We start from the raw sequence: 20,332 nt of genomic DNA on the forward strand, positions 1-20,332 counted from the left end.
CGGTCCTGGCTGGCTTATTTCTTCCGGGCGGCGAAGTAGGCCGCCAGCGACTCGATCTGCGCATCGCTATAGCCTTTGCTGATCTGGTGCATCACGGTGGCCGGGCGGGTGCCTGCCTGGAAGGCCTTCAGCTGGGCAGTGATGTAATTCCTGTCGAGCCCCGCCAGTGAGGTGACGCTGGAGCCGTCGACCACCTTGCCGTTGGTGCCGTGGCAGTTGGCACAGGTCGCGGCCAGGCTCGCGGCGTACAGCGCCTCCTGGGGGCCGGGAGCCTGCGCCCACGCGCTTCCCGGCGGGCAGAACGCAAGGCACAGCAGGGACATCGTGAGGCTTGTGGCGGTTTTATTTTTCATGGCTTCTCCTGACGTTGCGACCAGCTGACAATTTAACGCGGTACCACCCGCACCCTATAGGGAGTATCCAGTACCTGGTGCGGTGTACACGCCCCGCATTCGAATCATGGGCCGCGTGCACATTCACAAGTCATGGCTTGTACTGGCCGGATTCAGAAGATGGCGTCGGGCCGCGTGACCGCCTCATCGTCACACCGCGCCGGCAGCGCGACCATGGGGCGGCCATAGATGCGGAGAATGCGCTCGGACAGAGGCGGGTGGGTGGCAAACCAGCGGGTCTGCGGGTTCGCGTTGATCAACAGCATGTGCTGTACCGCCGGGTGCAGACTGCGCCGCATGCCCAGGCCCTGCGCCTGCTCGCCCGCCACCTTGCGCAGCACGCCGCCCAGGCCATCTCTGCTGCGCGTGAACTGCACGGCCCGCGCATCGGCCAGATACTCGCGCTGACGCGACACCGCGGCCTTCAGCATCCGCCCCGCCAGCCAGCCGAGGGAGCCGGTGGCCATGATCGCGAAGCCCGGCAAGGCCATGAAGGAACGGCGGCCGTCGTCATCGGTCTCGCACATGCTGCGGCCCAGATTGAAAATCATCTCCAGCCCGAACACCATGCCGCCCAGCCGCATGTTCAGTCGGGTATCACCCTCGCGCAGGTGGCTGAATTCGTGGGCCACCAGACCCTGCAGTTCATCACGCGTCAGCTTGTCGAGGGCGCCGCGCGTGACGGCCACGACCGCGTCGTCCTCGTCCCAGCCGGTGGCAAAGGCGTTGATGCCCTCTTCCCGGTCCAGCACCATGGGCACCGGCGGCTTCATGCTGGCGGCAATCGCCAGTTCGCTGACGATGTTGCACAGCTTCTGTTCTGCCGCGCGGCTGGACGGCCAGGCCTCGCGCGCACCGGCGCGGCGTGCCAGCTTTTCACCGCCGCCCTGCAAGGCCGAGGTCTCCAGCCACCAGCCGCCCAGCACGAACAGCAGGGTCATGCCGGTGTTGACGGCAAAGAAATAGGCCGGGTAGCCACTGAAGCCCGGCGTCACCAGCCGCCAGCTCAGGGCCAGCGCGGCATTGACAGCCAGCACCAGCGCCAGCACCGTCAGGCCAAAGAGCAGCAGCAGCCGCGTGGTCTGCGCGCGGGCTGCTTCCTGCCGTTCAAAGAAACGCATTCATATTCCCACGGGTCACCTCACCCTTCGATACCTCAAGGCGATCGGGGAGACCTACGGAGGCTCCAAACCAGCCAGGGCCGCGGGAGCTACACGCAGTGAGCGAGCGTGGGGGCTCTTCATCCCAGCAGGGGCCGCGGGACTGGCTTTGCCAGACCGCAGGCGCAGCGGCCCCCGAGGGGCTGGAGCCCGCGGCTCCAAAGCTGCCTGCGCAGCTTTGGACGGGCGACAGAAGCGAAGCGTCTCGCGAGCCGCGGCCTGCAAGGCCTCGCGCAGTACGCGAAGCGACAAGCGTGGGGGCCATAACTACATCTGGATGCGGACGGCCTGGCGCTCGGCCGCGCTCTCCGTCGCGCGCAGCATGGCCGAAGGCGCAAAACCAAACACGCGGGCGATCAGCACGGCCGGGAATTGCCCCTGTGCGTTGTTGTAGTCCAGCACCGCATCGTTATAGGCCTGCCGCGCAAAGCCGACCTTGTTCTCGGTACTGGTGAGTTCTTCGCTCAGGTCGCGGATGGTCTGGTCGGCTTTCAGCTCGGGGTAGGCCTCGGCCACCGCGAACAGCTGCCCGAGGCTGCTGTCCAGGGCCTGCTCGGCGGCGGCCAGCGTGGTCACGGCGGCGGCATTGGCCGGGCGGCTTCGTACCGCATCGCTGGCGGTACGTGCCTGGTTGCGCGCGGCCATCACCGCCTCCAGCGTACTCTGCTCGTGCTGCAGGTATTTTTTGGCGGCCTCCACCAGATTGGGAATGAGGTCATAGCGCCGCTTGAGTTGCACGTCGATCTGGCCGAAGGCGTTGGCGATGAGATTCTTCAGGCGCACCAGTCGGTTGTACGCCCCCACCGCCCAGCAGACCAGCAGGGCGAGCACGGCGATGGACACCAGGTTACTGAGGGACATGGATCTTCCTTGAAGCAGAGTGATGGGTAGGCGAACCCGGGGGCCAGGCCAGCGCTTGCCGCGAGGTTACCTGTTTTTTCCTGGATCGGCAGAACCTCTGTCGTTGCCATCCTTTTACTATCATTTTTATAGCGAATTACCAGGGAAATATTTGAGCAAAAGCCTGCTTTCCCCTGAATGATTGACAAACCAACCACCCCATGATTCCCTGGCCTTCAGCGGGGCGGTGCAAGCCGAGGCGGCCAAAAAAAACCCCCTACCCTTGTGAGGTGGGGGGCATGATGCTTTTCGGGGCATCAGGGCTTGTGCAGCTTACTCGGTTGCAGGACTGTCGCCGCCCGCATCGGCAGGTGCCGTGGCTGTCGCAGCCTCCAGTTCAGCGGCTTCAGCTTCGGCAATGGCACGGCGCTCGGCGTCGTCCATCAGGTCCTTGGCTTTGCGTGCCTCGTGGTAGGCCATGCCGGTACCGGCTGGAATCAGGCGGCCGACGATCACGTTTTCCTTCAGACCGCGCAGCTCGTCGCGCTTGCCCATGATGGCAGCCTCGGTGAGCACGCGGGTGGTTTCCTGGAAGGAAGCCGCGGAAATGAACGAATCGGTCGACAGCGAGGCCTTGGTGATACCGAGCAGCAGGTTGCTGAAGGTTGCCGGGATCTTGCCCTCGGCGCGCAAGGCGTCGTTGGCATCCAGCATGGCCGAACGCTCAACCTGCTCACCGGCGATGTAGCTGGAGTCGCCCACGTTTTCGACGACGACACGGCGCAGCATCTGGCGAACAATCACTTCGATGTGCTTGTCGTTGATCTTCACGCCCTGCAGGCGGTAAACGTCCTGCACTTCGTCGACGATGTAGCGGGCCAGCTCTTCCATGCCCAGCAAACGCAGGATGTCTTGCGGGTCGGCCGGGCCGTCCACAATCGACTCGCCCTTGTTCACCACCTGGCCTTCGTGCACGAGAATGTTCTTCTCCTTGGGCACGAGGTCTTCCCAGACTTTGCCGTCCGGATCGGTGATCTGCAGGCGAACCTTGCCTTTGGTCTCTTTACCGAACGACACGGTACCGGTCATCTCGGCCAGCGTGCCCTTGTCTTTCGGCGTACGGGCTTCGAACAGCTCGGCCACGCGCGGCAGACCGCCGGTAATGTCGCGGGTCTTCTGGCCTTCGACCGGGATACGGGCCAGCACTTCGCCGGGGCCCACGTCCTGGCCGTCGCGCACCTGAACCAGCGCACCCACCTGGAAGCCGATCGTCACCGAGTGATCGGTGCCGGGGATCTTGACTTCGTTGCCGGTCGCGTCGATCAGTTTGACCTGGGGACGAATCACCTTGGTCGCGCCGCGGCGTTTCGGATCGATCACCACCAGGGTGGACAGACCCGTCACATCGTCAACCTGCTTGGCCACGGTGACGCCTTCTTCCACATTCTCGAACAGCACCTTGCCGGCGAATTCGGTAATGATGGGGCGCGTCAGCGGATCCCAGTTGGCCAGGATGGCGCCAGCCTTGATGGTCTGGTCGGCCTTGACCGTCAATGTGGCACCGTACGGCACCTTGTGACGCTCACGCTCGCGGCCGTGCTCGTCATGGATGACGATCTCGCCGGAACGGGCAATCACCACCAGTTCGCCCTTGCCGTTGGTCACATAACGCATCGGGGCATTGAAACCGATCACGCCGTTGGACTTGGCTTCGACGCTGGAGGCAATCGCCGCACGCGACGCAGCACCGCCGATGTGGAAGGTACGCATGGTCAGCTGCGTGCCGGGCTCACCAATCGACTGGGCGGCGATGATACCGACCGCCTCACCGATGTTGATCAGGCCACCGCGGCCCAGATCGCGGCCGTAGCACTTGGCGCACAGGCCGAAGCGGGTTTCGCAGGTCAGGGCCGTGCGCACTTTCACTTCGTCGACGCCGGCCGCTTCGAGTTCGTCGATCAGGTCTTCGTCCAGCATGGCACCGGCTTTGGCCAGAACCGAGCGGTTCTCGGGATGCAGCACATCTTCCACCGCGGTGCGGCCGAGGATACGTTCGCGCAGCGATTCGATCACCTCACCACCCTCGACGATGGCGCGCATCAGCGAGCCCTCTTGCGTGCCGCAGTCGTCTTCGGTCACCACCAGATCCTGCACCACGTCGCACAGGCGACGCGTCAGGTAGCCGGAGTTGGCCGTTTTCAGCGCGGTGTCAGCCAAACCCTTACGGGCACCGTGGGTGGAGATGAAGTACTCCAGCACGTTCAGGCCTTCGCGGAAGTTCGCGGTAATCGGCGTCTCGATGATGGAGCCGTCAGGCTTGGCCATCAGACCCCGCATACCGGCCACCTGGCGAATCTGCGCGGCAGAACCGCGGGCGCCGGAGTCGGCCATCATGTAGATGGAGTTGAAGGATTCCTGCTCGACTTCCTTGCCGTGGCGGTCGATGACTTTTTCTTTCGAAAGCTGGGCCATCATGACCTTGGAGACTTCGTCGCCGGACTTGCCCCAGATGTCAACCACCTTGTTGTAGCGCTCGCCGGATGTCACCAGGCCCGAGACATACTGCTGCTCGATCTCTTTGACTTCCTTCTGGGCACGCGAAATGATGTCGTGCTTTTCCTTGGGCACCAGCATGTCGTCGATACAGATGGAGATGCCGGCCTTGGTGGCCAGGCGGAAGCCCGACTGCAGCAGCTTGTCGGCAAACACCACCGTCTCTTTCAGGCCGCACTTGCGGAAAGACACGTTGATCAGCTTGGAGATTTCCTTTTTCTTCAACGCCTTGTTGATGTTAGAGAAAGGCAGGCCCTTGGGCAGGATTTCAGACAGCAGCGCACGGCCACCGGTGGTTTCCCACAGCTTGGTCGACGGGATGAACTCGCCGGTCTCCTTGTTCTTGGTCCATTCGGTCAGGCGCACGCTGATCCTGGCGTTCAGGTCCAGTTCGCCCGCATCGAATGCACGGCGCACCTCACCGGTGTCCGAGAACACGAGGCCTTCACCCTTGCCGTTGGTACGGTCGCGGGTCGTGTAGTACAGGCCCAGCACCACGTCTTGCGACGGAACAATGGAGGGCTCGCCGTTGGCCGGGAACAGGATGTTGTTCGAAGCCAGCATCAGCGTGCGGGCTTCCATCTGCGCTTCCACCGACAGCGGCACGTGAACGGCCATCTGGTCACCGTCAAAGTCGGCGTTGAAGGCCGAGCAGACGAGCGGGTGCAGCTGGATGGCCTTGCCTTCGATCAGGATGGGTTCAAAGGCCTGGATACCGAGACGGTGCAGCGTAGGCGCACGGTTCAGCATCACGGGGTGCTCCTTGATAACCTCTTCCAGGATGTCCCACACCACTGGCGTGCCGGATTCGACTTCCTTCTTGGCCGCCTTGATGGTGGTCGCGATGCCCATGGCTTCGAGACGCGAGAAGATGAAAGGCTTGAACAGCTCGAGCGCCATCAGCTTGGGCAAGCCGCACTGGTGCAGCTTGAGCGTCGGGCCCATGGTGATCACGGAACGGCCGGAGTAGTCGACGCGCTTGCCCAGCAAGTTCTGGCGGAAACGGCCTGACTTGCCCTTGATCATGTCGGCCAGCGACTTCAGCGCGCGCTTGTTGGCGCCCGTCATGGCCTTGCCACGGCGGCCGTTGTCCAGCAGCGAATCCACCGCTTCCTGCAGCATGCGCTTTTCATTGCGGGCAATGATCTCGGGAGCCTTGAGCTCCAGCAGACGGCGCAGGCGGCTGTTGCGGTTGATGACGCGGCGGTACAGGTCGTTCAGGTCGGAGGTCGCGAAGCGGCCGCCGTCCAGCGGCACCAGCGGACGCAGGTCCGGCGGCAGCACAGGCAGCACGTCCAGCACCATCCACTCGGGCTTGATGCCGGACTTCTTGAACGCTTCCATCAATTTCAAACGCTTGGCGTTTTTCTTGATCTTGATTTCGGAACCGGTCAGGTCGTTGCGCAGCTTGTCGATCTCGACGTCGAGGTCGAGCCCTTCGAGCAGGTCCTTGATGCCTTCGGCGCCCATCTTGGCGACGTACTCATCACCGTATTCCTTGCGCTTGGCGTCGTAGTCGTCTTCCGACATGATGCTGAATTTCTTCAGCGGGGTCATGCCGGGGTCGGTCACCACGTAAGCTTCGAAGTACAGCACGCGCTCGATGTCGCGCAGCGTCATGTCGAGCACCAGGCCCAGACGCGACGGCAGCGACTTCAGGAACCAGATGTGCGCGCAGGGAGCGGCCAGGTCGATGTGACCCATGCGCTCACGGCGGACCTTGGTCTGCGTGACTTCAACGCCGCACTTCTCGCAGATGACGCCGCGGTGCTTGAGGCGCTTGTACTTGCCGCACAGGCATTCGTAGTCCTTGATGGGGCCAAAGATCTTGGCGCAAAAAAGACCGTCGCGCTCTGGCTTGAAGGTGCGGTAGTTGATGGTTTCAGGCTTTTTGACTTCGCCGAAAGACCACGAACGGATCTTCTCGGGCGAGGCCATGCCGATCTTGATGGCATCGAAATGCTCATCCGGCGTGAATTGCTTGAACAGGTCGAGTAATGATTTCATGAGTTAAATCCTTTTCTTTCCTGTAATTAGCTGCGTTCCAGCTCGATGTCGATACCGAGCGAACGGATCTCCTTGACCAGCACGTTGAACGACTCGGGCATGCCTGCCGTGATCGCGTGCTCGCCCTTGACGATGCTCTCGTACACCTTGGTACGGCCCTGCACGTCGTCGGACTTGACGGTGAGCATTTCCTGCAGCGTGTAGGAAGCGCCATAGGCTTCCAGCGCCCAGACCTCCATCTCGCCGAAACGCTGTCCACCAAACTGCGCCTTGCCGCCCAGCGGCTGCTGGGTAACCAGGGAGTACGGTCCGGTTGAGCGCGCGTGCATCTTGTCGTCCACCAGGTGGTGAAGCTTCAGCACGTGCATGTAGCCGACCGTCGTCGTGCGCTCGAACTGGTCGCCGGTGCGCCCGTCATACAGCTGGGCCTGGGTACGCGTCGCCGTCAGGCCCTTGGCCTTGGCGATGTCGTCCGGATACGCCAGCTTCAGCATGGTCATGATGTCCTCTTCCGAGGCGCCATCGAACACCGGCGTCGCAAAGGGAACACCGGTCGTCAGGTTGCGGGCCATCTCGAGCACATCGGTATCGGACAGATTGGCCAGGTCCTCGACGCGGCCCGACTTGTTGTACAGGGTGTCCATGAACTTGCGCAGCTCGGCCACCTTGGCTTCGGCTTGCAGCATGTCGCCGATGCGCTGGCCCAGACCCTTGGCGGCCCAGCCCAAATGCACCTCGAGCACCTGGCCGACGTTCATGCGCGAAGGCACGCCCAGCGGGTTGAGCACGATGTCGCACGGCGTGCCGTCGGCCATGTAGGGCATGTCTTCGACCGGAACGATCTTGGACACCACGCCCTTGTTGCCGTGGCGACCGGCCATCTTGTCGCCGGGCTGCAGGCGGCGCTTGACGGCCAGGTAGACCTTGACCATCTTGAGCACGCCGGCCGGCAGTTCGTCGCCCTGCGTGAGCTTTTTGCGCTTCTCTTCGAAAGCCAGGTCGAAGCTGTGGCGCGTCTGCTCCATCGCGTTCTTGATGCTTTCCAGCTGCGAAGCCACTTCGTCGTCCGCCGGGCGGATGTCGAACCAGTGGTACTTCTCGACGTCGGCCAGGTAGGCCTTGTCGATCTTGGTGCCTTTGGCCAGCTTTTTCGGGCCGCCGTTGGCAACCTTGCCATTCAGCAGCTTTTCGATGCGGTCAAATGCATCGGCTTCCACAATGCGCAGCTGGTCGTTCAGGTCCAGGCGGAAACGCTTGAGCTCGTCGTCAATGATCTGCTGGGCGCGCTTGTCGCGCACAATGCCTTCGCGAGTGAAGACCTGCACGTCGATCACGGTACCTTGCGAACCCTGGCTCACGCGCAGCGAGGTGTCTTTCACGTCGCTGGCTTTTTCGCCGAAGATGGCGCGCAGCAGTTTTTCTTCCGGCGTCAGCGTGGTCTCGCCTTTTGGCGTGACCTTGCCCACCAGGGTGTCGCCCGGCTGGACTTCAGCGCCGACATAAATAATGCCGGATTCGTCGAGACGGTTGAGCTGCTGCTCGGACAGGTTCGGGATGTCGCGGGTGATCTCTTCAGAGCCCAGCTTGGTGTCACGCGCCATCACCACGAGTTCTTCGATGTGAATCGAGGTGTAGCGGTCTTCGGCCACCACGCGCTCGGAAATCAGGATCGAATCCTCGAAGTTATAGCCGTTCCAGGGCATGAACGCCACCAGCATGTTCTGGCCCAGGGCCAGCTCGCCGATGTCCGTCGATGCTCCGTCGGCGATCACGTCGCCCTTGGCCAGCTTGTCGCCGATCTTGACGATGGGGCGCTGATGGATGTTGGTGTTCTGGTTGGAACGCTGGTACTTGATCAGGTTGTAGATGTCCACACCGACTTCGCCGGCGAGGGCTTCCGCATCATTGACACGCACCACGATGCGGGTGGCATCGACGTAATCGACCACACCGCCGCGGTTGGCCGTCACCACCGTGCCGGAGTCCACTGCGGACACGCGCTCGATGCCAGTACCGACAAAGGCTTTTTCAGGGCGCAGCACAGGCACGGCCTGGCGCTGCATGTTGGCACCCATCAGTGCGCGGTTGGCGTCATCGTGCTCCAGGAAGGGCACGAGCGAGGCGGCCACCGAGACGATCTGCGCGGGCGACACGTCCATGTACTGGATGCGCTCTGCGCCGACCAGCACGGATTCGCCGTTCTCGCGCGCTGACACGAGGTCGCCGGTCAGTGTGCCGGAATCATCGAGCAGTGCGTTGGCCTGGGCAATCACGTACTTGCCTTCCTCAATGGCCGACAGGTAATCGATCTGGTCGGTGATCTTGCTGTCCACCACACGGCGGTACGGTGTTTCGATGAAACCGTACTCGTTGAGGCGGGCATACAGGGCCAGCGAGTTGATCAGGCCGATGTTCGGACCTTCAGGCGTTTCAATCGGGCAGACGCGGCCGTAATGGGTCACGTGCACGTCCCGCACTTCGAAGCCGGCGCGCTCGCGGGTCAAGCCACCGGGGCCAAGGGCCGAAACACGGCGCTTGTGGGTGATCTCGGACAGCGGGTTGGTCTGGTCCATGAACTGCGACAGCTGCGACGCACCGAAGAATTCCTTCAGGGCGGCGGAAATCGGCTTGCTGTTGATCAGGTCATGCGGCATCAGCGGCTCTTGCTCCGCCTGGCCCAGACGCTCTTTCACGGCCTTCTCGATACGGGCCAGACCGGTGCGGTACTGGTTTTCCGCGAGTTCGCCGACGCAGCGCACACGGCGGTTGCCGAGGTGGTCAATGTCGTCGACTTCGCCGTTGCCGTTGCGCAGGTCCACCAGGATCTTGACGACCGCGAGGATGTCCTCGTTGGTCATGACCATGGGGCCGGTGGAGTCGTCACGGCCCACGCGGGCGTTGAACTTCATGCGGCCGACCTTGGACAGGTCGTAGGTGTCCGGGTTGTAGAACAGGCGCTGGAACAGTGCCTGCACAGCGTCTTCCGTCGGCGGCTCGCCGGGACGCATCATGCGGTAGATGGCCACGCGGGCCGCAAACTCGTCAGCCGTTTCATCGGCGCGCAGGGTTTGCGAAATGTAGGCCCCCTGGTCGAGTTCGTTGGTGTACAGCACCTGCAGGTCCTGCACGCCGGCCAGGCGCAGCTTTTTCAGCAGCAGTTCGGTCAGCTCGTCGTTGGCCTTGGCGATGATTTCGCCGGTTTCGGCGTCGACGATGTTCTTGGCGACCACACGGCCGACCAGGAAGTCTTCAGGTACGCTGATGGTGGTGGTGCCGCTTTGCTCCAGCTCGCGGGTATGGCGAACCGTGATGCGCTTGTCTTTGGCCACGACGACCTTGCCGCTCTTGTCGGTAATGTCGAAACGGGCCACTTCGCCACGCATGCGCTCGGCGACAAACTCCATCTGCGCGCCGCTGTCCATCAGGCGGAAGTGGTCGAACACGAAGAAGTTGGCGAGGATGGATTCCGGGTTCAGGCCGATGGCCTTGAGCAGGATCGTGACCGGCATCTTGCGGCGACGGTCGACACGGAAGTACAGCACGTCTTTCGGGTCGAACTCGAAGTCGAGCCAGGAGCCGCGATAGGGAATGATGCGGGCCGAGAACAGCAGTTTGCCCGAGCTGTGGGTTTTGCCCTTGTCGTGTTCAAAGAACACGCCAGGGGAGCGGTGCAGCTGGGACACGATCACGCGCTCGGTCCCGTTGATGACGAAAGAGCCCTTGTCGGTCATGAGCGGCACTTCGCCCATGTAGACTTCCTGCTCCTTGACCTCCTTGACGACCTTGGACTGCGATGTGGATGACTCGCGGTCATAGATGATCAGCTGGACTTTGGCGCGGACGGCCGATGCAAAGGTCAGTCCACGGGTCTGGCATTCGCGCACGTCGAAGGCGGGCTTGGCCAGGTTGTATTCGATGAATTTCATCTCGACAAAACCGTTGTGCGAGACGATGGGAAATGCGTTTTCAAACGCTGCCTGCAGACCTTCTACAGTGCGCTTCTGGGGCGCACGATCGGCTTGCAGGAACGCCGTGTACGCGTCTTTCTGCATTTGCAGCAAATAGGGAACAGTCAACACGCTCTCGCGGTTGCCGAAGCTTTTGCGGATGCGTTTGCGTTCGGTATAGGAATAGGCCATGAGTTCTCCGCTTTGATGGGCTCTGGCGACTCTCGTGCCCGAATACACCACGTATTCAGGCAGGCTTGGTGGTTGGCCACTACCAACCATGGCGGACGGTGACGCATTGCACGTCACCCGAACCAAGGCGTTTTCTGCAGTCGGGGTTCAGAAAACACTGGAAAAAGGACTGATCTCAATCATTTTTCCAGTGTTTCTACGGGTACACCGAAAATGGCTTTAGCCGCTTTCAATGCACCGGGAGCATCGCAAAATCAGCTTTTTTACCTGCCTTGCGGCGTACTCCTTGAAACACGAAAGGCTGGAAGCCCGACGGGGTCTTCCAGCCTTTGCAAACACAAGCAATTACTTGAGTTCGACTTTCGCGCCAGCGTCTTCGAGCTTCTTCTTGGCAGCGTCTGCGTCAGCCTTGGGTGCGGCTTCCTTGACGTTCTTCGGAGCGCCGTCCACCAGGTCCTTGGCTTCTTTCAGGCCCAGACCGGTGATTTCGCGAACCGCTTTAATCACGGACACCTTGTTGGCGCCAGCTTCGAGCAGAACGACGTTGAATTCGGTCTTCTCTTCAGCAGCAGCAGCGGCACCGCCACCACCAGCAGCAGCGGGAGCGGCCATGGCGGCAGCGCTCACACCAAATTTCTCTTCGATGGCTTTCACCAGGTCGTTGAGTTCGAGGACCGTCATGCTATCCAGCGCGGTCAAAAATGCGTCTTTATCGAATGCCATTTTGATTTCCTAAAAAAGTTGGGTACAAATTACGCTGCTACAGCTTCTGCTGGCGCTGGGGTTTCGGCTGCGCCGCCACCCTTTTTCGCCGCCAGCGCGCCCAGCACAACGGCCGTACGCGACATGGGCGACATCAGCAAGCCACACACCTGGGCCAGCAACACTTCCTTGGAAGGAATGTTGGCCAGTTGCTTCACGCCGTTCACGTCCAGGAATTTGCCAGCAAATGCACCACCGCGAATCACCAGCTTGTCGTTGGTTTTCGCGAAGTCAGCCACTACTTTTGCAGCAGCTACAGCATCTGTGGAAAAGCCGTAGATCAGCGGTCCGGTCATCTGGTCGGACACGACTTCAAATGCGCTACCAGCCACGGCACGGCGAGCCAGGGTGTTCTTCAGAACACTCAGGTTCACGCCTTTGTCGCGGGCTTGGCTGCGCAGCTTGGTCATGTCAGCGACCGTGATGCCACGGTATTCCGCCATCACGAGCGTTTGAGCTTTAGCGGCGAGGCCGGTCACTTCATCAATGACGGCTTGTTTCTCACTGCGGTTGAGACTCAAGGTCTACTCCTTAAAAATGTGCTTTCAGGTTTTCAGCTTGCGCTGTCGGCCGTTCAGCACGCTCATATTCAGCGACCAACTGTTTCAGATTCTTTTCAAACCATCTGCAGCGGGACCGCCATCTGCGTTGGCTGTCTTTCGATTAAGTGCCAGCCTTACAGCCGACACACCAACGGTCTTGGATGACCTGCCGGAGCCCGAGAACTCCGGCAGCCCACCACATTGAACCGCCCTTGCGGGCCGTTCAAATTTTTGCGATTACGCCGCGATGGTTTGCGTGTCGACGCGAACGCCCACACCCATCGTTGACGAAACCGCGACTTTCTTCAAATACACGCCTTTGCTCGAAGCAGGCTTGGCTTTTTGCAGCGCATCGATCAATGCAGCCAGGTTGCCTTGCAGCTTGGCGGTATCAAACGAACGGCGGCCAATGGTGCCGTGCACGATACCGGCCTTGTCGACACGGAACTGGACCTGGCCGGCTTTCGCGTTTTTCACGGCGGTCGCCACATCGGGCGTCACGGTGCCAACCTTGGGGTTGGGCATCAGGCCGCGCGGGCCCAGGATCTGGCCCAGCGTACCCACGATGCGCATCGCATCGGGGGAGGCAATCACCACGTCAAAGTCCATCTTGCCGGCCTTGATTTCGGCGGCAAGGTCGTCCATGCCGACGATGTCTGCGCCGGCTGCCTTGGCCTCTTCAGCCTTGGCGCCCTGGGCAAACACGGCCACACGCTTGGTTTTGCCGGTGCCGTTAGGTAACACGACGGCGCCGCGAACGACCTGGTCGGATTTCTTGGCATCAATGCCGAGCTGCACAGCCACGTCGATGGACTCATCGAACTTGGCGACGGCGAATTCCTTCACGAGACCGATGGCGTCGGACAGGGCGTACAGCTTGTTGCTGTCGATCTTGTCACCGATGGTTTTTTGGCGCTTGGTCAGCTTGCTCATACAACACCCTCCACCGTCACACCCATGGAGCGGGCGGAACCGGCAATAGTACGGACGGCGGCGTCGAGATCGGCGGCCGTCATGTCTTTCATTTTGGTCTTGGCAATTTCTTCCAGCTGGGCGCGGGTGATCTTGCCGACTTTCGCGGTATGCGGCGTGGCAGAGCCCTTGTCGAGCTTGATGGCCTTCTTGATCAGCGTGACAGCCGGAGGCGTCTTGATGATGAAGGTGAAGCTTTTGTCTGCGTACGCGGTGATCACCACGGGCAATGGCAGGCCTGGCTCAACACCCTGGGTCTGGGCATTGAATGCCTTGCAGAATTCCATGATGTTCAAGCCGCGCTGACCCAGTGCCGGGCCGATCGGGGGGGACGGGTTGGCCTTGCCAGCTGGTACTTGCAGCTTGACGAAGCCGACGATTTTTTTCGCCATACTTTTCTCCTTGCGGGTCATAACGCCGGAGCACTGTCAACAACAGGCCCAGGCTCCCCGGGGGTTACACAACTCAATCAAGACTCCGAAGAACCTTCCGCGCCGAGTTGCAAAGCGCAGGACTTTTAAGGCCGACCGAAATTCAGGTTTTTTCGATCTGGCTGAATTCCAGCTCAACCGGCGTCGCGCGGCCGAAAATCGTGACCGAGACGCGCACCTTGTTCTTGTCGTAGTTGACCTCTTCCACCGTGCCATTGAAGTCGGTGAACGGACCATCCTTGACGCGGACATATTCGCCCGTTTCAAACTCAACCTTGTGACGCGGCTTCTCGGTACCGACCTGCATCTGGCTGACGATCTTCTGGACGTCTTCCTCGGAAATCGGGGCCGGGCGGTTCTTGGCGCCGCCGACAAAACCGGTGACCTTGTTGGTGTGCTTCACCAAGTGCCAGGTCTCGTCATCCATGACCATTTCGACCAGCACATAGCCCGGAAAGAAACGGCGCTCTGTGGTTTTCTTCTGGCCGTTCTTGATCTCGACCACTTCTTCAGTGGGCACCAGGAAACGGCCGAACTTGGCCTGCATGCCGGCGCGATTGATACGCTCCAGAATGTTGCGCTCGACCGCCTTTTCCATACCGGAATAGGCATGCACGACATACCACTGCATGCCGGGGGTCGGCGTGAGGGACGTACCCGCCGCCACTTCGCTGACTACCGTGCCGTTCATATCGCTCATCATCTTTTCCATCCCAGGATCAGGTCGTAAAACACCCATTCGAGCGTTTTGTCAGTCAACCACAAAAACAACGCCATCACCACCACGAAGCCGAACACGTAGGCCGTCATCTGAATGGCCTCCTTGCGGGCCGGCCAGACGACTTTTTTGACTTCGCGCCAGGAATCACGCCCAAAGGCCACAAACTGCTTGCCGGGCTCCGAGGTCAGAAACACCACTACCGCCGCAACCAGACCCGCGACCAGAGCACCCCACTGGGCGACCTGACCCTGCTTGCTCAACAGGTAAAAACCCGCCAGCGACGCCAGAACCAGGGCGACGGCCAAGCCCAGCTTGGCTTTGTCGGCGGTGGTGCTAACGGTTTCAACTTGAGAAGAGGCCATGGTTGCCGGATTTCCTGTTCAATCTTCATGCGTCTTTGCAGACGCTTAAGCCCACCGGGAGTTTTTGACTCCTGGCGGGCCTTGTTTGCTATCTTTTCAAACCACCTGCGGCTTCACATCTCTACGCATCAGCCGGGTGGCAGGGGCAGTAGGAATCGAACCTACAACCTTCGGTTTTGGAGACCGACGCTCTGCCAATTGAGCTATACCCCTCCATCAAACCTTCAAAACTCAGGCAATGATCTTGGCCACAACGCCAGCACCAACGGTCTTGCCGCCTTCGCGGATGGCAAAGCGCAGGCCCTCTTCCATGGCGATCGGGTTGATCAGCTTGACGGTGATCGACACGTTGTCGCCTGGCATGACCATTTCCTTGCCTTCTGGCAACTCGATCGCGCCGGTCACGTCCGTCGTGCGGAAGTAAAACTGGGGGCGGTAGTTGTTGAAGAAGGGCGTGTGGCGGCCGCCTTCGTCCTTGCTCAGCACGTAGATCTCGCCGGTGAAGTGGGTATGCGGCTTGATCGAGCCGGGCTTGCACAGCACCTGGCCGCGCTGCACGTCTTCGCGCTTGGTGCCGCGCAGCAAAATACCGACGTTGTCGCCGGCCTGGCCCTGATCGAGCAGCTTCCTGAACATCTCGACGCCGGTGCAGGTGGTCTTTTGCGTGTCGGCAATACCGACGATCTCGATCTCTTCGCCGACCTTGATCACGCCGCGCTCGACACGGCCGGTCACGACGGTGCCGCGGCCGGAGATGGAGAACACGTCTTCGACGGGCATCAGGAAGGCGCCGTCGACTGCGCGCTCGGGCAGGGGAATGTAGGTGTCCAGGGCGTCGGCCAGCTTCATGATGGCCTGCTCGCCCAGGGGACCCTTGTCGCCTTCCATGGCGAGCTTGGCGGAGCCGTGGATGATGGGGGTCTTGTCGCCAGGGAAATCGTACTTGTCGAGCAGCTCGCGCACTTCCATCTCGACGAGTTCGAGCAGTTCGGCGTCGTCGACCATGTCGCACTTGTTCAGGAACACGATGATGTAGGGCACGCCGACCTGGCGGGCCAGCAGGATGTGCTCGCGGGTCTGGGGCATGGGGCCGTCAGCAGCCGAACAAACGAGAATGGCGCCGTCCATCTGGGCCGCGCCGGTGATCATGTTCTTGACGTAGTCGGCGTGGCCGGGGCAGTCAACGTGGGCGTAGTGGCGATTGGCCGTCTCGTACTCGACGTGGGCGGTGTTAATCGTAATGCCGCGGGCCTTTTCTTCGGGGGCCGCGTCAATCTGGTCGTAACCTTTGGCTTCGCCGCCGAACTTGGATGCCAGCACGGTCGTGATCGCCGCCGTCAGGGTCGTCTTGCCATGGTCCACGTGGCCAATCGTGCCGACGTTGACGTGCGGCTTGGTCCGCTCAAATTTGCCTTTTGCCATTTTCAACTCCGAAAAGTTACAAAACCAGTTAACGCCTACAGCCGGCAACCGCGCACAGCGCGCCGCGCCGACTCAAAATGTGGTGCCCTTTGCGGGAATCGGACCCGCGACCTCTCCCTTACCAAGGGAGTGCTCTACCACTGAGCCAAAAGGGCTGAACTCAATCTATCTATCACTGCAACTCGCCACAAGACCGACCGGCCGAACCATAAAAAAGCTTTATGGAGCGGGAGACGGGAATCGAACCCGCGTCATTAGCTTGGAAGGCTAGGGTTCTACCATTGAACTACTCCCGCGCAGCTCTGCCAAATCGACTCGCACCCAAACATTGCAACAAATCCCACAACACAAAGCATGCTTTACAGCACTTGCCCCGCATCGGCCCGCTTGCCAAAAATCAACAAAAATCTGGTGGATGAGGCTGGATTCGAACCAGCGTAGGCGTTAGCCAACAGATTTACAGTCTGCCCCCTTTAGCCACTCGGGCACCCATCCATCAAGCGAACCTCGGATTATGCCACGGTTTTATGTCGCCGGGAATCCCGAGTGACTGCAAAAACCTTCAAAAAGCACCGTCTGCCCCGCCTTGAATGCGCTGGCAGGTTGCAGGCTACCAGTATCCGCCCTCTTTCAAACATCTGCAGCAATGAGGGTCAGAACGCTCACCCGACAGTGTGCACCAACTTATAAAACCCCATCACCGAAAAGTTGCTGCGAGTCAGATCACCGTCCAAGGCAGCCCGCCCCCATCGAGCCCGCCAACCGCCTGCGAAAAATGCCCGCAGCCGATAAAAGGCAATGGCGGCCGCAGCGCCGACAACGGTGACGGGTGGTTGGCCACCAGCACCTTGTGGCGGCCAACGTCGATCAGCGCACGCTTGCTTTGGGCATGCGCCCCCCACAGCATGAACACCACCGGATGGTCGCCCTGCGAAACCTGCCGGATCACCGCATCCGTCAGGACCTCCCAGCCGCGCCCCGCATGGCTGGCCGGCAGCCCCTCCTCCACCGTCAGGCAGGTGTTGAGCAGCAGCACGCCGTGGGTCGCCCAACGCACCAGGCTGCCGCCGGGCACCGGAAACGCCGGCGGTGGCGTGCCCAGGTCGCGCTGCAGCTCCTTGAAGATATTGCGTAATGACGGCGGCAGGGGCACGCCCGGCGCCACCGAAAAGGCCAGCCCTTCCGCCTGGCCGCGGCCGTGATAGGGGTCCTGGCCGAGGATGACCACGCGCACCTGCTCCGGCGACGTGAGTTCCAGCGCGCGCAGCGGCCGGGGGGGGAAGATCACGACGCCGTCCGCCAGCCGGCCACGCAGAAAATCCAGCAGCTTCTGGCCGGTCGCGCTGGAAAAAAACGCCTTGGTGACAGGCTCCCACCCGGGCGCTACCGGCCAGGCCAAGGGGTCCGCGCTGGTCAGGCGGTCCGCGACGCCCAGCGCCGACGCCTCATCCAGAAACAGGTCCGTCATGGCCGGCGCCAGTCAGTCCAGCCCGAAAAGTTGAGCCAGCGCGACGCCGGGATCTTCTGCCCGCATGAAGGCTTCGCCGACCAGGAAGGCGTTGACCCTGGCCTCACGCAAGCGCTTGACGTCGGCCGGGGTGGAAATGCCGGATTCCGTGACCAGCAGGCGGTCTGCCGGTACTTTGCCGAGCAGACTCAGGGTATTGTCCAGCGAGACCTCAAAGGTCTTGAGGTTGCGGTTGTTGATGCCGACCAGCGGTGTCCTGAGCTTCAGCGCCCGCTCCAGCTCGGCCTCGTCGTGCACCTCGACCAGCACCGCCATGTCCAGCGAGAACGCCAGCGCTTCCAGCGCCTTCATCTGCGCGTCGTCCAGGCAGGCGACAATCAGCAAAATGCAGTCGGCCCCCATCACGCGGGCCTCGTACACCTGGTAGGCGTCGACCATGAAATCCTTGCGCAGCACCGGCAGGGCGCACGAGGCCCGGGCCTGTTTCAGGTAGTCCACACTGCCCTGGAAAAACTGCCGGTCGGTGAGCACGGACAGGCAGGCCGCGCCATGCTCCGCATAGCTTTGCGCAATGTCGGCCGGAATGAAGTCGGCCCGCAGCACGCCCTTGGACGGGCTGGCCTTTTTGACTTCGGCAATCACCGCCGGCTTGCCCGCCGAGATTTTGGCGCGCAGCGCGCCGACAAAGTCCCGCGTGAGCACACGCGATTCGGCGTCTTCGCGCACCACGGCCAGCGGCTTGCGTTTGATGGCCTGCGCGATTTCTTCGCGCTTGACGGCAATGATCTTGTCGAGGATGTCGGACATGGTGTTCAGGCTGCCAGGGTTTGGGTGATGGAAACAAGCTGCGCGAGGCGGGCCTTGGCCGCACCGGACTCGAGCGCGGCACGCGCCTTGACGATGCCCTCCTGCATCGAGGAGGCCACATTGGCGGCATACAGCGCCGCGCCGGCATTGAGGATCACGATGTCGCGCGCCGCGCCCGGCTGGTTGTCCAGCACGCCCAGCAGCATGGCTTTGGACTGCTCTGGCGTTTCGACGCGCAGCGCGCGGTTGCTGGCCATGGTCATGCTGAAGTCCTCGGGGTGGATTTCGTATTCAGTGATCTCGCCGTTTTTCAGCTCCCCCACGATGGTGGCGGCGCCCAGGCTGACCTCGTCCATGCCGTCCTTGCCATACACCACCAGCGCATGCTCGGCGCCCAGGCGCTGCAGCGCACGGATCTGGATGCCCACCAGGTCGGGGTGGAACACGCCCATCAGGATGTTCGGGGCGCTGGCCGGGTTGGTGAGCGGCCCGAGGATGTTGAAAATGGTGCGCACGCCCAGCTCCTTGCGGATGGGCGCGACGTTTTTCATCGCCGGGTGGTGGTTGGGCGCAAACATGAAGCCCACGCCGGCTTCTTCAATGCATTTCGCAATCGCCTCGGGCATCAGGTTGATGTTGATGCCCAGGGCTTCCATGACATCGGCGCTGCCCGACTTGCTGCTGACGCTGCGCCCGCCGTGCTTGCTGACCTTGGCGCCCGCCGCCGCCGCCACAAACATCGAGCAGGTCGAAATGTTGAAGGTGTGCGAGCCGTCGCCACCCGTGCCAACGATGTCCACCAGGTGAGTTTTGTCGGCCACATGGACCTTGGTCGAAAACTCGCGCATCACCTGCGCGGCAGCGGTGATCTCACCGATGGTTTCCTTCTTGACGCGCAGGCCGGTGATCAGCGCCGCCATCATGACCGGCGACATCTCGCCGCTCATGATTAGCCGCATGATGTGCAGCATCTCGTCGTGAAAGATCTCGCGGTGCTCGATGGTGCGTTGCAGGGCTTCCTGCGGGGTGATTTTGTGGGTGTGGGGCATGACGCGTCTCGTTTCTTTACTCTGGGACTGGAGGGGACGACTCAGTCCGTTGGATTATCGGTAAGGGCCAGCTTGAGGCCAAACCCGATGAACATGACGCCGGCTGCGCGGTCCAGCCAGTGCATGCCGCGCTGCACGGCATCACGCCGGGCCATCCAGGCAGCTGCCAGGGCCCAGCCCGAATTGACCGGGATGGCGTTCAAATTGAACAGCACGCCCAGCAGCACAAAGGCCAGGGCCTTGTTGTCGGTGTCCGGTGCGATGAACTGCGGCACGAAAGCCAGGAAGAAAATCGCGACCTTGGGGTTCAGCACATTGGTCCAGAAGCCTCCCATGAAAACCACGTTCAGGCGCCGTGCCGGCTGTGCGGCAGCCGCCGCGACGAGGTCGGTGGTGGCCTGCGGCGCTTTGGACAACAGGATCTTCGCGCCTATCCACAGCAGGTAAGCCGCCCCTGTCCACTTGAGCACGGTAAAGGCGATGGCCGAAGTGGCCAGCAACGCGCCGACGCCTACAGCCGCCGCAAAAATATGGAGAAAACAGCCAGCCGTGATGCCGAGGCCCGCAACAATCCCGGCGCGCGCACCCGAGCGCAGCGAGTTGGTCACGATGTAAAGCACGTCGGGGCCCGGCGTCAGATTAAGCAACCAACCGGCCGCGATAAAAAGCAACAGGTGTTGAAAGTCAGGCATGGCTTTATCCTTG

General features: G+C 61.5%; 16 protein-coding genes and 4 tRNA genes. All 20 read right to left on the minus strand.

All coding sequences use genetic code 11. From position 1 onward, the window contains the following. Nucleotides 1-14: 14 nt before the first annotated feature. On the minus strand, nucleotides 15-353 hold the full coding sequence (locus BPRO_RS22190; RefSeq protein WP_011485314.1) for a c-type cytochrome: 339 nt from the start codon (nucleotides 351-353) through the stop codon (nucleotides 15-17). A 152-nt stretch (nucleotides 354-505) separates the two neighbouring features. After that, nucleotides 506-1,513: a M48 family metalloprotease gene (locus tag BPRO_RS22195; RefSeq protein WP_011485315.1), complete on the minus strand. Its 1,008-nt coding sequence runs from the start codon at nucleotides 1,511-1,513 to the stop codon at nucleotides 506-508. A 306-nt stretch (nucleotides 1,514-1,819) separates the two neighbouring features. Then, nucleotides 1,820-2,413: a LemA family protein gene (locus BPRO_RS22200; protein WP_011485316.1), complete on the minus strand. Its 594-nt coding sequence runs from the start codon at nucleotides 2,411-2,413 to the stop codon at nucleotides 1,820-1,822. 312 nt (nucleotides 2,414-2,725) lie between these two features. Beyond that, entirely contained in the window at nucleotides 2,726-6,952 is a 4,227-nt protein-coding gene (gene rpoC / locus BPRO_RS22205; RefSeq protein ID WP_011485317.1) for a DNA-directed RNA polymerase subunit beta', read from the minus strand. A gap of 26 nt (nucleotides 6,953-6,978) precedes the next feature. Next, a complete protein-coding gene (gene rpoB, locus BPRO_RS22210; RefSeq protein WP_011485318.1) occupies nucleotides 6,979-11,091 on the minus strand; it encodes a DNA-directed RNA polymerase subunit beta in 4,113 nt (1,370 codons plus the stop codon). A 345-nt stretch (nucleotides 11,092-11,436) separates the two neighbouring features. Beyond that, on the minus strand, nucleotides 11,437-11,814 hold the full coding sequence (gene rplL, locus BPRO_RS22215; protein ID WP_011485319.1) for a 50S ribosomal protein L7/L12: 378 nt from the start codon (nucleotides 11,812-11,814) through the stop codon (nucleotides 11,437-11,439). Between the two features lie 29 nt (nucleotides 11,815-11,843). Further along, nucleotides 11,844-12,374 carry a 50S ribosomal protein L10 gene (gene rplJ / locus BPRO_RS22220; RefSeq protein WP_011485320.1) on the minus strand — a complete coding sequence of 177 codons (531 nt, stop codon included), beginning with the start codon at nucleotides 12,372-12,374 and terminating at the stop codon, nucleotides 11,844-11,846. A gap of 258 nt (nucleotides 12,375-12,632) precedes the next feature. Beyond that, the gene (gene rplA, locus BPRO_RS22225) at nucleotides 12,633-13,328 is read right to left on the minus strand and encodes a 50S ribosomal protein L1 (RefSeq protein WP_011485321.1); all 696 of its coding nucleotides are present in this window, start codon (nucleotides 13,326-13,328) and stop codon (nucleotides 12,633-12,635) included. Next, nucleotides 13,325-13,759 carry a 50S ribosomal protein L11 gene (gene rplK / locus BPRO_RS22230; RefSeq protein WP_011485322.1) on the minus strand — a complete coding sequence of 145 codons (435 nt, stop codon included), beginning with the start codon at nucleotides 13,757-13,759 and terminating at the stop codon, nucleotides 13,325-13,327. Before rplK ends, rplA begins: the two co-directional genes overlap by 4 nt. Before the next feature lie 142 nt (nucleotides 13,760-13,901). Then, on the minus strand, nucleotides 13,902-14,489 hold the full coding sequence (nusG, locus tag BPRO_RS22235) for a transcription termination/antitermination protein NusG (RefSeq protein ID WP_086003130.1): 588 nt from the start codon (nucleotides 14,487-14,489) through the stop codon (nucleotides 13,902-13,904). Nucleotides 14,490-14,497: 8 nt separating this feature from the next. Next, nucleotides 14,498-14,881, minus strand: a complete 384-nt coding sequence (gene secE / locus BPRO_RS22240) for a preprotein translocase subunit SecE (protein ID WP_011485324.1) — start codon at nucleotides 14,879-14,881, stop codon at nucleotides 14,498-14,500. Nucleotides 14,882-15,018: 137 nt separating this feature from the next. Continuing rightward, nucleotides 15,019-15,094: transfer RNA gene (locus BPRO_RS22245), tRNA-Trp, on the minus strand. Between the two features lie 18 nt (nucleotides 15,095-15,112). Further along, nucleotides 15,113-16,303, minus strand: coding sequence for an elongation factor Tu (gene tuf, locus BPRO_RS22250; protein WP_011481228.1), 1,191 nt, complete (start codon nucleotides 16,301-16,303; stop codon nucleotides 15,113-15,115). A gap of 80 nt (nucleotides 16,304-16,383) precedes the next feature. Further along, a tRNA-Thr gene (locus tag BPRO_RS22255) sits at nucleotides 16,384-16,458 on the minus strand. A 67-nt stretch (nucleotides 16,459-16,525) separates the two neighbouring features. Continuing rightward, nucleotides 16,526-16,599: transfer RNA gene (locus BPRO_RS22260), tRNA-Gly, on the minus strand. A 113-nt stretch (nucleotides 16,600-16,712) separates the two neighbouring features. Next, nucleotides 16,713-16,798 (minus strand) — tRNA-Tyr (locus BPRO_RS22265). 223 nt (nucleotides 16,799-17,021) lie between these two features. After that, nucleotides 17,022-17,771 (minus strand): uracil-DNA glycosylase, encoded by a 750-nt coding sequence (locus tag BPRO_RS22270; RefSeq protein WP_011485325.1) that lies wholly within the window; start codon nucleotides 17,769-17,771, stop codon nucleotides 17,022-17,024. A 12-nt stretch (nucleotides 17,772-17,783) separates the two neighbouring features. Then, nucleotides 17,784-18,578, minus strand: a complete 795-nt coding sequence (gene trpC / locus BPRO_RS22275; RefSeq protein WP_011485326.1) for an indole-3-glycerol phosphate synthase TrpC — start codon at nucleotides 18,576-18,578, stop codon at nucleotides 17,784-17,786. Nucleotides 18,579-18,583: 5 nt separating this feature from the next. Beyond that, complete coding sequence (gene trpD / locus BPRO_RS22280) at nucleotides 18,584-19,627, minus strand: anthranilate phosphoribosyltransferase (RefSeq protein ID WP_011485327.1); 1,044 nt, start codon at nucleotides 19,625-19,627, stop codon at nucleotides 18,584-18,586. A 41-nt stretch (nucleotides 19,628-19,668) separates the two neighbouring features. Beyond that, nucleotides 19,669-20,319, minus strand: coding sequence for a LysE family translocator (locus tag BPRO_RS22285; RefSeq protein WP_011485328.1), 651 nt, complete (start codon nucleotides 20,317-20,319; stop codon nucleotides 19,669-19,671). Between the last annotated feature and the right edge of the window lie 13 nt (nucleotides 20,320-20,332).

Source organism: Polaromonas sp. JS666 (assembly GCF_000013865.1).
In the GTDB taxonomy this organism is placed as follows: Bacteria; Pseudomonadota; Gammaproteobacteria; order Burkholderiales; family Burkholderiaceae_C; genus Polaromonas.